This window comes from Nocardioidaceae bacterium, from assembly GCA_018672315.1.
Lineage (GTDB): Bacteria > Actinomycetota > Actinomycetes > Propionibacteriales > Nocardioidaceae > TYQ2.
The window spans coordinates 3,216,771-3,231,977 of the sequence record CP076053.1; the positions used below are offsets into that span (position 1 = coordinate 3,216,771).

The window sequence follows — 15,207 nt, forward strand, 5'->3', positions numbered from 1 at the left end:
CACCTCCCTCGCGTCGCCGGCCACACTGCCTGCCCACCACGAGGATCTCAGGCGACGCCGAGGGCCCTCTCCAGGGCGCTGAGCTCGTCGTCGAGGAACCCCAGCAGACGCTGCAGGCTCGGCACCGTGCGGCGGCAGCCGGTCAACCCGAACGCGAGCTTGTCGACGTAGCTGGTGCAGGTGATGTTCAACGCCATGCCGTGGATCGGGATCGACAGCGGATAGAGGCCGTCGAGCTCGGCGCCGTTGTAGTACATCGTCTGCCGAGGGCCCGGCACGTTGGAGATGATGAGGTTGAACGCCGGACGCCCCACCCCGTGGACGCCCAGCAGCGGCGGGAGCACCGCAGGGGCGATGCCCAGCGCGCTCATGGCGAGCAGCTGCACCGAGCTCATCGCGCGCATCGCCTCCTTGCCGTCGTCCATCGAGCTGCTGATGGCACTGAGCCGGTCGACCGGGTCGGCGAGATGGGTGGAGAGCTGCGCCATCACGAGGCCCACGGCGTTGCCGCCGGCCCCCGAGGCCTCCTGCGCCTTGTCGAGCTTGAGGCTGACCGGGACCATGGCGACCAGTCCGGCGTCGGGCAGGGAGTCCAGCTCGAGGAGGTAGGAGCGGATCGCGCCGGAGCACATCGCCAGCACCACGTCGTTCAACGTCGCCGAGGCCGCGCGCTGCACCGCGCTCAGGCGTTCCATCGACCAGTCCTGTGCCGCGAATCGGCGGGACCCGGTGATCTTCTCGTTGAAGATCGTGCGGGGTGCGTACAGCGCGACGGGTGCGTTCTCGTTGCGCATCGAGCGGCTCAGCGTCTTCAGCAGCGCCGCGGGCATGCCGGCCGCTTCGGCCGCCATGCCGTACGCCGTGCGGAATGCGCTCAACGGGATCTCGAGAAGCGACGCGTCACGCTCCTCCCGCTCGGACTCGAGGTTGTCCGTCTCGGGTCGGCGCGCCCACGCCGAGGGCATGCCGCGCTGCGTGGGATCGGTGGAGAGCACCGACTGGGTCAGGCGCATCGCCGCGACACCGTCGACCAGGGCGTGGTGCATCTTCGTGTACAGGCCGACGCGCCCGTCGTCGAGCCCCTCGATGATGTGGGCCTCCCACAGGGGCCGCTCGTGCGCCATGCGGGTCGAGTGCAGTCGCGAGCACAGCTCGAGCAGCTCACGGACGCGACCGGGTCGCGGCAGGGCGCTGTGGCGTACGTGGTGCTCGATGTCGAACTGGTCGTCCTCGGCCCACGTCCACTGCCCGGCGGTGCCGACGCCCCGCTGCGGACGCTTCCTGAACAGCGGAGCCACGTCGGTGTCGGCGAGCGCCGACTCGTACATCTCACGGACGTACTCCGGACCCGCGCCCTCCGGCGGCGTGAACAGCTGCAGCCCGCCGACGTGCATCGGCTGCGACCGACTCTCGACAGTGAGGAAGCCGGCTGAGGTCGGGTCGACGATGCGGGCCACGGATGGTCCTCCTGAGGAGTCGGTACGGGAACGTGCGCCCGGGAAGCCTGATGATCGCCGGAGTGACGCTTGTCTCGTCGTTCCTGCCCCTCGCTGCGCACGGCCTAACCGGCAGCGACGCAGGACTGAGCTGCGGCCGCGTGCGGGAGAATCACCTCATGTCCGCCGCACACGACTCCGGGTCGGCGCCCGGCAGCCGGGTGCCCCGTCTGCGCCACGCGGGTGCGCTGCTGGGTCGGTCGGCGGCCACGAGGCTCGCACCCGCCGCTCGCTGGCAGCGGCTCCGCGAGAAGGGCTTCGTCGTCGCGCAGTGCGCCCTGGCCGCCGCGGCGGCGTGGTTCATCGCCGCCGACCTGCTCGGGCACCAGAACCCGTTCTTCGCCCCGATCGCGGCGGTGATCGGGCTCGGCACCTCCTACGGGCAGCGGCTGCGTCGCGTGCTGGAGGTGACCTTCGGCGTCGCCGTCGGGGTGCTCCTCGCCGACCTGCTCGTGCTGGGTCTGGGCTCGGGCTGGTGGCAGATCGGCATCGTCGTCGCGCTGGCCATGAGCACGGCGCTGCTCCTGGACGCCGGCACGCTCTTCGTCACGCAGGCGGCGGTGCAGTCGATCATCATCACCGCCTTCGCCACCACGGCCGAGGCCTCGTTCACCAGATGGCTCGACGCCGTCATCGGGGGGACGGTCGCCATCGTCGCCGCCGCGGTCGTCCCGGCCTCGGTCGTACGCCGCCCACGCACCCAGGCCGCGGTGGTCACCGCGACGATGGCCGACCTGGTGCGTGCCGCCGCGAGCTGCCTGCAGGACCGCGACGTCGACAACGCGCTGTCAGTGCTGGCGCGGGCGCGGGCGACCGAGCCGTTGCTGCGCGAGCTCTCCGACGCGGCCTCGGAGGGGCTCTCGGTCGTCACCTCCTCCCCGTGGGTGCGCCACCGCCACACCGGCGAGGTGCAACGCATGGGCGAGCTCGTCGGCCCGCTGCGCCGGGCGATGGTCAACACCCGGGTGCTGACCCGCCGGGTGGCCGTGGCGGCGCACCGGCACGAGCACGTCCCCGAGGAGTACGTCGCGCTGCTGGCCGAGCTCGCCGCGGCCCTCGACGAGATCACCGACGAGCTGCGCTCCGGCCAGCCCGTCGTCGGGGCGCGCGTACGCCTGCTCGAGGTCGGTGAGCACACCGGCATCGTCTCCCGGGCCCACAGCCTCTCGGGTGAGGTCGTGCTCGCCCAGGTGCGGTCCCTCGTCGCGGACCTGTTGCAGCTCTCGGGCATGGACGTGCTGGAGGCCACCGACGCCCTGCCGCCCGCGCCGGGCTGAGGTCAGGTCCCGGGGGTCAAGCCGGCTCAGGCCCGGTCGGGCTCGGGCGCGTCCTCGTCGAGCCCGTCGAGCACCGAGTCGACGAGGGCCATCAGGTCGCCACCCGTGCGCTCGGCGACGGCCCGCTGCCGCGCGTACGCCGCCCCGGACCGCGGGATGGCGGCCACCAGCGCGAGGTCCTCGACGCAGCCGAGACGTCGTGCCACGGGCGCCAGGCGTGCGAGCAGGTCGGGCAGGTCGTCGGCGAGGAGCCGCTCGGTCGCGTGGGAACCGGTGATCACCCAGGCGTCGAGGCCGTAGCGGGCCGCGCGCCACTTGTTCTCCTGGACGAACCACGGCGGGAGCACGTCGTGCTGCTCACCTGCGTCGGTGCGCTCGCACAGGTCGACCACCAGGCAGTGGACGAGGGCGACGAGGGCGCGCATCTCCCAGAAGGTCGAGATGCCGTCCATCACCCGCACCTCGATGGTGCCGGTCTTCGGCGCGGGGCGGATGTCCCAGCGGATCTCGTCGACGGAGTCGATGATGCCGGTGGTGCGGTGGTCCTCGACGAACCGCTCGTACTCGCCCCAGTCGGCCAGCTGGAAGGGCAACCCGGCGGTCGGCAGCTGCTGGAACATCATCGCCCGGTTCGACGCGTAGCCGGTGTCGGTGCCCGCCCACACCGGGGAGGAGGCCGAGAGCGCCTGGAGGTGCGGGAACCAGGTCAGCAGCGCCGAGATGACCGGCATCACGTGGTGCTGCTTGACCCCGACGTGCACGTGCACGCCCCAGATCAGCATCTGCCGTCCCCACCACTGCGTGCGGGTGATCAGCTCCTCGTAACGGGGCGACGGCGTCAGGGACTCCGCGGACCAGGTGGCGAAGGGGTGCGTGCCGGCGCAGTAGAGCGCGCACCCGTGGTCGGCGGCGACCCCGCGGACCCGGTCGACCATGTCGCGCAGGTCGACCATCACCTCCTCGACGTCCTCCCCGACGCCGCTGACCACCTCGACGGTGTTGCGCAGGAGCTCACGGTGCAGCCGGGGCGCGTGGTCGGGGTGGGCGCCGTGGAAGGACGAGCGCACCAGCTCGGCGGAGTTGACCAGGTCACGGGTGCGACGGTCGACGAGGCCGAACTCCCACTCCACGCCGAGGGTGTGCGCGGGGGAGTCGGCGAACGCCACGCTCATGCTTGCTCCTGGTTCCCGTGCGGGTCGACGCGGCCCGTGATCCACTGGGGCTGCCACGACCGTACGCCCCGAGAGGAGCCGCAGATCAGTCCCCCCGAACGTGACCCGTCGGTCGCGCGCCTGGAGGCCCTGCTCGACCTCGGCCGGGCCGCCTGCGGCGTCGCAGCGCTCAGCGTCGTCCCGGATCCGACCGATCCGCACGCCGCCGACCTGGAGGCGTACGTCGGGGTGCCGGGCTCCTGGCAGCGCGAGGAGGTCGAGGTGCGTGACCGCGCCGGGGGCGTGCGAGGCCGGCTCGTGGCGTACGACACCCCTGCCCGCGCCCGGACCCCGCTGGGGGCCGGGGCGCACCGGCGCCTCCTGACCACCGCGGACGCCGTCGGTGACCTGCTCAGCGTGCAGGACCTCCTGCGCACCGAGAAGGAGCTCTCCTCCGCGGTGACGATGACCCAGGGTGCCGTGGAGCGCCGCATGGCGCAGGAGGAGCAGCTGCGCCTCCACGTGGCGGGCAGCCTGCGGACGCACCTGGGGGAGCTGAGGACGGTGCTGCGCGAGATCGCGGCTACGCAGACGTCAGCCGACCGGGCGCCCCTCGAGCGGGCCCAGGCGCTCGCGACCGAGCTCCGCGGAGTGCTCGACGACGCCTCGGTGGCTCGCGAGGGTCTCGAGCCGGGCGAGCCGGAGGTGCACAGGCTCGAGGACCTGGTCGAGGCAGCCCTGGACCACTTCGTCGCGCAGGGCCACGTCACCGCCGGCAGCGGTGTGTCGGTGGTCAGCAGCCGTGACGTGCGGCTGCTGGTCGACGGTGCCGCCGTGGAGAGGGCGCTGCACCACGTGCTCGCCGGCGCGTTGATCGCCGGCCGTGAGCACGAGCGCGCAGAGCACGTCGAGATCGACGCCCAGGTGCAGGGCGACCAGGTGGTCGTCAGCCTCGACGACGACGGGCCGCCCGGTCGTGCTCGCCAGCTCCGCGTCGCCCTCGACGGCGGGGCGGGCGGCACGGACGAGGGGGACCGGGGACTGGGCATGGCCGTCGTCCGCGCCGTGGCGCAGTCCCACGGGGGTCGCTGCTGGGTCGAGCCGAGCGACCTGGGCGGCAGCAGGGTGTGCCTGCTCCTGCCCGTGGCACTCGACGGTGCGATCACGCCACGGAGCCGCCCCGCTCTCGCCTCGGAGGAACGCGAGGGGCCGATGCATCCCAGCGAGAGGGACGAGCGCCCCGAGCACGTCTCGGGCGACGAGCGCAGGGTCGAGGGCACCCCCGACAACGTGCGCGGCCTGTTCGACCGTCGCTAAGCGCCGCTGCGAGAGCCCGAGCCCGGTGGCTCAGTCCTGCGGGGCGTCCGGTCGACCCGGGGTCCTGAGCCACTCCTCGAAGAATGCGTCGAGGTCTTCACCGGCCACCTGCGCGGCGAGCCGCTCGAACTGCGCGGAGGAGGCGTTGCCGTACAGGTGGCGCTCAACCCAGGTGCGCAGCAGCTCGTCGACCGTGTCCGTGCCGATCCGGAGCTCCAGTGCCGCGAGCGTCATCGCGCCGCGCACGTAGACCTGCGGTGCGAAGACCTGCGAGGTGCGGCGGATCGGGTGGGGCGGCAAGTCCCAGAACTCGTCGGGGTAGAAGTCGAGCGCGCCGGTCAGCTGGGCGGCGATGCTGGCGCGCTCGGGCGCGTTGCGTGCGCGCCAGCGCCACTCGACGTACGTGGCGAACCCCTCGTTCAGCCAGATGTCCGGCCACGAGCTGACCGTCACCGCGTTGCCGAACCATTGATGGGCGAGCTCGTGGATCACCAGCGTCTCGGTGACGAGTCCGTCGTACACGGGGCGGGTCTGGTTCTCCAGGGCGATCTCGCCGCCGCTGTCGTCGAGGGTGAAGCCGCCGACGTCGAAGGGGTACGGGCCGAACCGCTCGACCATCCAGCGCAGCCCCTCGGACTGCACCGCCAACGCCTCGGAGGTCACCGCGTCGTCGACGCCGGGCTCGAGGTAGGAGCGCAGCTCGATGCCGCCGACGCGCTCGACGACCTCCTCGAACTCACCGATCGCGAGGTAGGGCTGGTACGGGGCGGCCGGCTGGGCGAGGCGCCACGTCGTGGTCGTGGTGCCGTCGGCGTCCACGCGGTCGGCGAGCGTGCCGCCCGCAACGCCGAGGAGGCCCTCGGGTGTGGTGAGGCGCACGGTCCAGGTGGCCTTGTCGGTGACCGCCTCGTTGGCCGGCGTCCAGGCGGCGGGGGCCGAGGGCTCGCCGTAGGCGAGCAGCCCGTCGTCGGTGGGGAACCAGCCGGGTGCACGCTCCGCGGGTGAGGTCAGCTGCGCCGGCCGTCCGCGGTAGCGCACCTCGACGACGACCTCTTCCCCGGCGCCCGCACGCCGTCCGAGCCCGACGTGCAGCTTGGTGGCCGTGCGGTCGAAGGAGGTCATGGCGCCGTCGACACGCACGGCGAGCACGTACGGCCCGCGGTAGTCGAATCGCACGGTGCGCCGGACCTCGGTGGTGCGCAGCGTGATGCGCGCCGTGGCGTCGATGCCCCGCGTCTGCGGCACCCAGGTCACGTCGACGGCCTGGTCGAGCACGTCGTAGCCCGGGTTGCCGAGCCCGGGGTAGAGCGGCGCGGGGCCCCCGCTGGGCGCCGGGCCGGACGCCGGACCGGACGCCGGACCAGCGGCCGGGCCCGGGGAGGGGTCTGTCCCGGTGCAGGAGCCGGCGACGCCGACCAGCAGCACGGCTGCCAGCAGCGTCGCCGGGCGCCCGCGGCCCATCAGCTCAGCGCGCGGTGGTGCGGGGGAGCACCTTGCGCGCGGTGCGCGCCACGATGTCCTGGTAGCGGGGGCCGACCACCTTCGACAGGGTGAACAGGGCGTGGGCGTCCATGCCGACGATGATGCGGGGCTTGGAGGCCAGCATCCCGTCGAGGATGATCTGTGCCGCCTTCTCCGGGGTCATCTTCGCGAGCTTCTCGTCGAAGAACTTCGCGGTGCTCGCCTGGTCCTGGCCCTTGGTCACCCGGGAGTTGCGCGCGATGCCGGTCTTGATGCCGCCGGGGTGCACGACCGAGACGGCCACGGGGTGGCCGGCCACGATCATCTCCTCGCGGATCGCCTCGCTCATGCCGCGCACGGCGTACTTGGTGGCGTTGTAGGCGCTCTGCCCGGGCATCGAGATGAGACCGAAGAGGCTCGAGACGTTGACCAGGTGGCCGTCGCCGGAGGCGATCAGGTGCGGCAGGAACTCCTTCGAGCCGTGCACGACGCCCCAGTAGTTCACCCCGACGATCCACTCGATCTCGGAGTAGTCCATGTCCTCGAAGTCGCCGTGCAGCGCGACGCCGGCGTTGTTGACGACAGCGTCGACACGGCCGAACTGCTCGACGACGAGCTCGGCGTACGCCCCGAACGCCTCGCGGTCGGAGACGTCGAGCCGCAGGGACTGCACCTCGGGGGAACCCGCGTCCTTGGCCTGGCGAGCCGTCTCGTCGAGACCCTCGGCGTTCACGTCCGATATCGCCAGCCTGGCGCCCTGGCCTGCGGCGCGCACGGCCAGCGCACGACCGATGCCGGAGCCGGCCCCGGTGATGACGAGGACCTTGTCGTTGAGCGTCTTCATGCGGAGATCGTCTCCCTCTCGGTGGTGGCGGCGTCTGCTGCGGTTCGGGTCTCGGCCGCGACCGGGACGGTCTCGTACGCGGCCACGTCGAAGTCTCCCAGCAGACGCCTGAAGGTGAACGTGGCCCTCGGCCACAGGGTGGTGTTGTTGCCGTGCTCGTCGAGGTACCAGCTGGCGCAGCCGCCGGTGTTCCAGACCGTGGGCTCCATGCGCTCCCGCACCTCCTCGGTCCACGCCTCCTGCGCGGCCGGGGTGGGGGAGAGGGCGGCGATGCCGTCGGCGTCCATCGCGTCGAGCGCGGCGAGGACGTAGCGGATCTGGCTCTCGATGACGAAGACCATCGAGGAGTGGCCGAGCCCCGTGTTGGGGCCGACGAGCTGGAACAGGTTCGGGAACCCGTTGATGGTCGTGCCCTTGTAGGCCGCCATGCCGCGGGCCGACCAGACGTCGGCCAGGGTGCGACCGTCGCGGCCGGTGACGTGGTGCGCGATGGGCTGGTCGGTGGTGTGGAACCCGGTGGCCACCACGATGGCGTCCACCTCGCGCTCGACGCCGTCGCGGTCGACGATGCCGGTGGGGGTGACGCGGGCGATCCCGGTGTCGACGACGTCGACGTGGTCGCTGCCCAGGGCCGGGTAGTAGGTGTTGGAGATCAGGACCCGCTTGCACCCGAAGGCGAAGTCGGGGGTGACCTTCTCCCGCAGGGCCGGGTCGTCGATGCCGCGGGCGATGTTGGCCTTCGCCATCAGCTGCGCCGGCCTGGCGATGGCGGGCTTCCAGACGAAGGCGGGCACGTACGCCTCGCGGCCCCAGTAGATCGCGGTGCGGTAGAGCCGCATCAGACCGGGCACGTGGCGGAAGCCGAAGCGCTCGACCGCGGTGTAGCGGCGGTCGTGGCGCGGCATGACCCACGGCGCGGTGCGTTGGTAGACGTCGAGGTGGTCGACGCTCTCGGCGAGCTCGGGGACGATCTGGATCGCCGAGGCGCCGGTGCCGATGACGGCCACGCGCTTGCCGGTCAGATCGGCGTCGTGGTCCCAGCGAGCCGAGTGGAAGATCGTGCCGCCGAACTCGTCGATGCCCTCGATGTCGGGCATCTTCGGCTCCGAGAGGCCTCCGGACCCGGTGACGAGCACGTCGGCGGTCATCTCGCCACGGCTGGTGCTGATGCGCCAGCGGGCCGCCTCGTCGTCCCACGTCGCCTCCAGCACCTCGGTGTCGAAGGCGAACCGGTCGAGCACACCGGACTCCGCGGCGGTGCGCCGCAGGTAGTCCTGGATCTCCGGCTGCGGGCTGAAGCTGCTCGACCACTCGGGGTTGAGGGCGAAGGAGAAGGAGTACAGCTGGCTCGGCACGTCGCACGCGGCGCCGGGGTAGGTGTTGTCGCGCCAGGTGCCACCGACCTCGGACGCCTTCTCGAGCACCACGAAGTCCGTACGCCCGTGGCGCTGCAGCTGGATGGCCGTGCCGAGGCCCGCGAAGCCGGACCCGACGACCGCGACCCGGGTGTGGTCCGGGAGGACCGTGAGGGATGTCGTCATGGCAGGAACCTAGAGGCTTGTTGAACGACCGTCAACAGATGTGCTGAACAATGTTCAACAGATCACGCGCGCCCGCGTCGTCGCGGCTAGGCTGCCGCCATGAGTCAGCCCGCCCGCCGAACCCGGCTGACCCCCCGTGAACGCAAGGAGCAGCTCCTCGACCACGGCGTCCGGCTGCTCGGCACCCGGCAGCTCGACGAGCTCAGCATCGACCTGCTCGCCGAGGAGGCAGGCATCTCGCGCGGGCTGCTGTACCACTACTTCGGCGGCAAGCACGACTTCCACGTGGCCGTCGTCGAGCGGGCAGCCCGGGAGATCTTCGAGGCCACCGCGCCCACCGGAGACGGTGACGCGTTGACCCAGATGCTGGAGTCGATGCGCGTGTACGTGCGGTACGTGCGCGCGAACCACACCGGCTACGCCTCGCTGGTGCGGGCGGCTCGCGGCGGAAGCGACGACCTGCGAGGTGTCTACGAGCGGGCCCGCGGCGACCTCACCGACCGCATCTTCGCCGCCGCCGGAGCCGGGGCGCTCGCGGAGCTCGGCATCACCGACACCACCGCCAGCCGCCGGCTCGCGCGCGCCTGGGCGTCGATGGCCGAGGACGCGGTGCTCGACTGGGTCCTCGACGACGCCGGACTGAGCGAGGACCAGCTGATCACCTCGCTGACCTCGGCGCTCTGGGCCGGGCTGACCTCCTTGCCCCGACAGGCCTAGTCCCCGGGGTCCCTGCATGATGGGTCCCATGCGTCGTCTCTCCTGTCTCGCCGTGGTGCTGGCCACCGCCGTGGTGGGGTGCTCCGAGACGGGGGGCGGCTCCCCAGGTCCGACACCGAGCGCGACACAGGGCTCGACTCAGGGCTCGAGTCAGGGCTCGACTCAGGGCTCGGGTGCCGCGAGCCCCGAGGTGCCCCTGGAGGAGACCGACGTCCCCTTCACCGAGTCCGAGTCGCCGGTCCCCGACACCAGCGACGTGCCGGCCACGATGTACGCCGTGCTGGCGGACCGCCTCGATCCCCGGCAGGAGCGGCTCGCGGCCTACGACGGCACGAACGAGCCCGCCTCGGGCGTGGGTGCCGGCACGGTGCGCGGTGGGTGGAGCATGAACGCCGAGTGGAGTCCCCGCGGCCTGGTCGGCCTGGTCGTGGCGGACAGCTGGCCCGACGGGTGGCTGTGCGTGGACGCCTACCCCGGGTGCCGCAGCGTCCCGGTGCCCGGTGTCGAGGGCGCGACGGCGCAGGCGCTGGCCACGGGGCGTACGCAGATCTCGGTCGGCTTCGAGCAGCCCGGGGGCCAGAAGGTGATCGTCTCGGCCGTCGACATCGCCGAGCTGAGCGCGGCCGACCTCGCGGCGGCCGCGGCCGACGAGCGGCTGGACCTGCCCTGAGCGAGCAGACACGGCGGTCCCGCTCGAGTCGTTCCCGTCGCGGAGGCCGTCGCCGGGGGGACGGCGGCCGCGGCGACGGCGGGCGGGGCGCGGTCCGTGAGGAGGACCTGCCACAGCGTCCACCGGTGCCGGTGACCTACCCGGCGCAGCTGCCGGTCAGCGCCCGCCGCGAGGACATCGCCGCGGCGATCCGCGACCACCAGGTCGTCGTGGTCGCCGGCGAGACGGGGTCGGGCAAGACCACCCAGCTGCCGAAGATCTGCCTCGACCTCGGCCGTGGCAGCAGACGACGCATCGGGCACACCCAACCCCGCCGTATCGCCGCGCGCAGCGTCGCCGAGCGCATCGCGAGCGAGCTCGGCAGCGAGCTGGGCGAGACGGTCGGCTACCAGGTGCGCTTCACCGACAAGACCTCGGCGGCCTCCAGCGTGAAGGTGATGACCGACGGCATCCTCCTCGCGGAGCTGCAGCACGACCGGGACCTGCTGGCGTACGACACCCTGATCATCGACGAGGCGCACGAGCGCAGCCTCAACATCGACTTCATCCTGGGCTACCTCAAGCGACTGCTGCCCCGGCGCCCGGACCTGAAGGTCGTCATCACCTCCGCGACCATCGACCCCGAGCGGTTCGCGCGACACTTCGCCGACGCGGCGGGCGAGCCGGCGCCGGTCATCGAGGTGTCGGGGCGTACGTACCCGGTCGAGGTCCGCTACCGGCCACTGATGCTGGAGGTCGACGAGAGCGACGACCCGGACGAGGAGGGCGAGCTCGTCGTCCGCGACCAGACCGAGGCGGTCGCGGACGCAGTGACGGAGCTGTGCGCCGAGGGGCAGGGCGACATCCTCGTGTTCCTGCCCGGCGAGCGGGAGATCCGCGACACCGCCGAGGAGCTGGAGGCACTGGCCGCGCGCACCCGACCCGGGTTCGACGTGCTGCCCCTGTACGCACGGCTCTCCGCCGCGGAGCAGCACCGGGTCTTCGCACCGCACACCAGACGCCGCGTCGTGCTCGCCACGAACGTCGCGGAGACCTCGCTGACGGTGCCCGGCATCCGGTACGTCATCGACTCCGGCGTCGCGCGCATCTCGCGCTACTCCACGCGCAGCAAGGTGCAGCGCCTGCCGATCGAGCCGATCAGCCAGGCCTCGGCACGCCAGCGGGCCGGACGGTGCGGCCGGGTGGAGGCCGGCATCTGCATCCGCCTGTACGCCGAGGAGGACTTCGAGGGACGCCCGGAGTTCACCGATCCCGAGATCCTGCGCACCAACCTCGCGTCCGTGATCCTCCAGATGGCCTCGCTGCGGCTGGGAGAGGTCGAACGGTTCCCCTTCGTCGAGCCACCGGACCGACGCAACGTACGGGCAGGCGTGGAGCTGCTGACCGAGCTGGGGGCCGTCGCCCCCGCCGCCTCCGGGGCATCCGGGGGACAGGTGCGTCTCACGAACACCGGCCGTCGGCTCGCCCGGCTGCCGATCGACCCGCGCCTGGCCCGCATGATCCTGGAGGCGGACCGTCGGGGGTGCCTGCGTGAGGTGCTGGTCATCGCGGCGGCCCTGTCGGTGCAGGACCCCCGGGAGCGCCCGGTGGAGAAGCAGGCGCAGGCCGACCAGCTGCACGCCCGCTTCAAGGACCCGAGCAGCGACTTCCTCACCTGGCTCACGCTGTGGCGTCACCTGCGGGAGCGGCAGCAGGCGCAGGGGTCCTCGGCGTTCCGGCGCGAGGTGCGGGGCGAGTTCCTCAACTACGTACGCATCCGGGAGTGGCAGGACTACGAGTCGCAGCTGCGTCGCGTGGCCAAGGACATCGGTCTGACCGTGGGGCAGCCGGCCGACGAGCCGGACGCCGACGCCATCCACCAGTCGCTGCTCGCCGGGCTGCTGTCCCACGTCGGGCTGCGGGACGCCGAGACCCGCGACTACCTCGGTGCGCGGGGCACGCGCTTCTCGATCTTCCCCGGGTCGGGCCTGGCGAAGAAGCAGCCGCAGCTGGTGATGGCGGCGGAGCTGGTGGAGACCTCGCGCCTGTTCGGACGTACCAACGCCGGCATCAAGGCGGAGTGGGCCGAGCGGCTCGGGGCTCACCTCGTCAAGCGGTCGTACGCCGAGCCGCACTGGTCCCGCAAGCGCGCCGCGGTGGTCGCCCGCGAGCGGGTGACGCTCTACGGCGTCCCGCTGGTCGCCGACCGGCTCGTGCAGTACGGCACGGTCGACCGCGAGCTCTCCCGCGAGCTGTTCATCCGCCACGCGCTCGTCTACGGCGAGTGGTCAACGCGGCAGCGGTTCTTCCACCACAACCGTGAGCTGCTGGAGGAGGTGGGCGAGCTCGAGCACCGTGCCCGACGCCGCGATCTCGTCGTCGACGAGCACACGATGTTCGACTTCTACGACGAGCGTGTCGGCGCCGACGTCGTCTCAGGCGCTCACTTCGACTCCTGGTGGAAGCAGGTGCGCCGCGAGCAGCCCGACCTGCTGACCTTCGACCCCGCGATGCTCGTCAACGAGGCCGCGGCCGGCATCACCGACGAGCAGTTCCCGACCAGCTGGCGCAGCGAGGACCTCACCCTGCCGATCGACTACCGCTTCGAGCCGGGGTCGGCCCATGACGGCCTGACGATCGAGGTGCCCGTGGCGGTGCTGAACCGGGTGGGGGCCGACCAGTTCTCCTGGCTGGTCCCGGGACTGCGCGAGGAGCTGGTGATCGCCCTGCTCCGGTCGCTGCCGAAGAACCTGCGCACGTCGTTCGTCCCGGCGCCCGACCACGCAGCTCGGTTCCTCGCCGAGGTGCCGGCGGGGGAGGAGCCCCTGCTCGACGCCCTGGAGCGCTGGTGCCGCGCCACGACCGGCGTGCACGTGCCCCGGGAGGCGTGGGACCTCTCGCGGCTCCCCGACCATCTCCGTCCGACGTACGCGGTCGTCGATGCCTCGGGCGCGCGTGTCGGGGAGGGCAAGGACCTCGATGCGCTCAAGGCTCCGTTGCGCGGCTCCTTCGACGACGCCATCGCCGAGGTCGCCGCCGAGGCGGGGATGCGGCGCAGCGGGATGACGACCTGGGAGGTCGGGACGCTCGAGCGCACTGTGACGACGGTCCGGGCGGGCCAGGAGGTGCGGGTGCACCCCGCCCTGGTCGACGAGGGCACCACCGTGGGTCTGCGGGTGTGCGGGTCGACCGCCGAGCAGGAGGCGGTGCACCGCGAGGGCGTACGCCGTCTCGCCCTGCTCGCCGCCCCCTCGGTGCGTCGGACGCTCAAGGACGCGCTGGACAACACCGCGAAGCTGGAGATCGCGGGCACCCCGTACGCCTCGGTCGGCGACCTCCTCGCCGACTGCGGTGCCGCCGTGGTCACCGACCTCGTCGACGAGGCGCTCACCGCCGAGGGCGGGGTGTGGGACCGGGCCGCGTACGACGCCCTCGTGGCCAGAGTGCGTGCCGAGGTGCCGGCACGTGCGTCGGAGGTGCTCGCCGAGGTGCGCCGCGTGCTCGCCGCGTGGCGTGAGGCCGACCGGGCCCTGACGGGGCGGGCCGACATCGCCCAGCTGCCGGCGCTGACCGACATGCGGGCCCAGGTGGCCCGGTTGGTGCACGACGGGTTCGTCGGTGAGGTCGGGGCGGCACGGCTGCGACACCTCGCGCGCTACCTGCGGGCGGTCGGTCTGCGGCGCGCGCGCCTGGAGCAGGCGCCGACCGACGACCGGCGCAAGCACGAGGCCGTGGCGCCGCTGCAGCAATCGTGGCTGCACCGGGTCGAGGCGCTGCCCGCAGGGCGGCCGCCCGGAGCGTCGCTGCGCGAGGCCCGGTGGCTCATCGAGGAGTACCGCGTCTCGCTGTGGGCGCAGCAGCTCGGCACCGCGCAGAAGGTGTCGGACAAGCGCATCCGTACGGCGCTGGACGGCAGCTGAGCGCCGCCGACCACCTGCGGGCAATTCCCGCGCGACACGTGCGCCTCGACACCCCGTCGAGGGTTTGTCATGAGCCGATCGCCGTGCACACTGGTGGGCGAGGGCGCCGGGCCGCGGCAGCCCCGGGTCCCAACACAAGCCGCTACGAGCGGCCACGCGCCGTGAGGCGCTCCCGGTCCGGCGTTCCTCGCTCTTCTTCTCGGTGAGTCCGGGTCGGCCTCAGAGCTGACCGGACAGCTCCAGGTGTCCCGCTGCCTCGAGCTGCTCGGCCATCCCGAGCAGACGTCCTGCGTCGAGGGGCTCGGCGTCGTCCTCGACCGTGCCGCCGGTCTCACGGCGGCCCGGTGAGAGCACGGCGTGGCCGTGGGCCAGGACGCGGGTGAAGGCGGCTGCCCGGAACAGCGTGTCGGCGAAGTCGCCCGTGACGATGCCGCGCAGCACCTGGTCGGTGAGGTCGCGGACCGCGTCGGGTCCCGGCGGGTCGACGACGCCGGCGACGACCTCGGCGACCTCGCTGGCGGAACGACCCGCCGCGAAGTCGCGGGCCACGGTCAGGGGGTTGGCGTGCACGAACTCGCGGATCACGTACAGCCGCCACAGACAGCCCGACAGGGAGTCCGCGGGCGAACCGGCCCACACCTCGGCGAGCGCGTCGATGCCCTCGTCGCGCGCCAGCGTCACCACGCGGGAGACGGCCGCCTCGTCGAGGTCGGCGCGGGACCCGCGCACGAGCACCTCGGCGGCCCGCTCGGCGGCCGCGGCCCGCAGCGCGTGGTCCTCGCCACCCGGCTGGTGCTCGAAGGCGCGGGCACCCGGCAGCGACGGACGGTGGTG

General features: G+C 72.6%; 11 protein-coding genes. 5 read left to right on the forward strand and 6 right to left on the reverse strand.

Annotation, left to right across the window (positions count from 1 at the left end; genetic code table 11):
* Positions 1-47: 47 nt before the first annotated feature.
* A complete protein-coding gene (locus KLP28_15435) occupies positions 48-1,457 on the reverse strand; it encodes a wax ester/triacylglycerol synthase family O-acyltransferase (protein ID QWC84918.1) in 1,410 nt (469 codons plus the stop codon).
* Positions 1,458-1,615: 158 nt separating this feature from the next.
* Between KLP28_15435 and KLP28_15440 the strand changes: the two genes are divergently transcribed.
* The gene (locus tag KLP28_15440) at positions 1,616-2,773 is read left to right on the forward strand and encodes an FUSC family protein (GenBank protein QWC84919.1); all 1,158 of its coding nucleotides are present in this window, start codon (positions 1,616-1,618) and stop codon (positions 2,771-2,773) included.
* Positions 2,774-2,799: 26 nt separating this feature from the next.
* Here the strand turns inward: KLP28_15440 and KLP28_15445 are convergent, their stop codons facing one another.
* Positions 2,800-3,945 (reverse strand): glutamate--cysteine ligase, encoded by a 1,146-nt coding sequence (locus KLP28_15445; GenBank protein ID QWC84920.1) that lies wholly within the window; start codon positions 3,943-3,945, stop codon positions 2,800-2,802.
* 36 nt (positions 3,946-3,981) lie between these two features.
* On the opposite strand from KLP28_15445, the gene KLP28_15450 reads away from it, so the two are divergent.
* Positions 3,982-5,241 (forward strand): hypothetical protein, encoded by a 1,260-nt coding sequence (locus KLP28_15450; protein QWC84921.1) that lies wholly within the window; start codon positions 3,982-3,984, stop codon positions 5,239-5,241.
* A gap of 30 nt (positions 5,242-5,271) precedes the next feature.
* Here the strand turns inward: KLP28_15450 and KLP28_15455 are convergent, their stop codons facing one another.
* From KLP28_15455 to KLP28_15465, 3 genes are read right to left on the reverse strand one after another with little or no spacing between them, the layout of a single operon-like run.
* Positions 5,272-6,702, reverse strand: coding sequence for a M1 family metallopeptidase (locus KLP28_15455; protein QWC84922.1), 1,431 nt, complete (start codon positions 6,700-6,702; stop codon positions 5,272-5,274).
* 4 nt (positions 6,703-6,706) lie between these two features.
* Entirely contained in the window at positions 6,707-7,546 is an 840-nt protein-coding gene (locus KLP28_15460) for an SDR family NAD(P)-dependent oxidoreductase (GenBank protein ID QWC84923.1), read from the reverse strand.
* Positions 7,543-9,087, reverse strand: a complete 1,545-nt coding sequence (locus KLP28_15465; protein ID QWC84924.1) for an NAD(P)/FAD-dependent oxidoreductase — start codon at positions 9,085-9,087, stop codon at positions 7,543-7,545. Before KLP28_15465 ends, KLP28_15460 begins: the two co-directional genes overlap by 4 nt.
* A 99-nt stretch (positions 9,088-9,186) precedes the next feature.
* On the opposite strand from KLP28_15465, the gene KLP28_15470 reads away from it, so the two are divergent.
* The 3 genes from KLP28_15470 (at position 9,187) to hrpA (ending at position 14,373) form a co-directional block, all read left to right on the forward strand.
* Positions 9,187-9,804 (forward strand): TetR/AcrR family transcriptional regulator, encoded by a 618-nt coding sequence (locus tag KLP28_15470; GenBank protein ID QWC84925.1) that lies wholly within the window; start codon positions 9,187-9,189, stop codon positions 9,802-9,804.
* A gap of 28 nt (positions 9,805-9,832) precedes the next feature.
* Positions 9,833-10,474, forward strand: coding sequence for a hypothetical protein (locus tag KLP28_15475; GenBank protein ID QWC84926.1), 642 nt, complete (start codon positions 9,833-9,835; stop codon positions 10,472-10,474).
* 125 nt (positions 10,475-10,599) lie between these two features.
* Positions 10,600-14,373: an ATP-dependent RNA helicase HrpA gene (hrpA, locus tag KLP28_15480; protein ID QWC84927.1), complete on the forward strand. Its 3,774-nt coding sequence runs from the start codon at positions 10,600-10,602 to the stop codon at positions 14,371-14,373.
* A gap of 219 nt (positions 14,374-14,592) precedes the next feature.
* On the opposite strand, the gene KLP28_15485 is transcribed toward hrpA, so the two are convergent.
* A complete protein-coding gene (locus KLP28_15485) occupies positions 14,593-15,192 on the reverse strand; it encodes a hypothetical protein (protein QWC87024.1) in 600 nt (199 codons plus the stop codon).
* Positions 15,193-15,207 lie beyond the last annotated feature (15 nt).